Source organism: uncultured Shimia sp. (genome assembly GCF_947498095.1).
GTDB lineage: Bacteria > Pseudomonadota > Alphaproteobacteria > Rhodobacterales > Rhodobacteraceae > Shimia.
In genome coordinates this window covers 1-227 of the sequence record NZ_CANMJE010000051.1, presented here as the reverse complement: position 1 = coordinate 227, position 227 = coordinate 1, and the positions used below count along the sequence as shown (strand labels likewise).

Here is a 227-nt window from a genome sequence, read left to right as displayed (position 1 = left end):
TAGTTCGCGAAGAACGGCGTGTGACGGCCACCTTCATCCTTGGTCAGGATATAGGCTTCGGCTTCGAACTTGGTGTGTGGGTTCACAGAACCCGGCGCGCAGAGAACCTGACCACGCTCAACCGCTTCACGGTCGATACCACGCAGCAATGCGCCGATGTTGTCGCCAGCTTCACCGCGATCCAGCAGCTTGCGGAACATTTCAACACCGGTACAGGTGGTGGTCTG

At 58.1% G+C, this 227-nt stretch carries 1 protein-coding gene; it reads right to left on the bottom strand.

Annotated elements, in window-relative coordinates:
- The coding region (locus tag Q0932_RS20510) for an EF-Tu/IF-2/RF-3 family GTPase (RefSeq protein WP_366141448.1) at nucleotides 1-227 on the bottom strand (227 nt) is incomplete at both ends.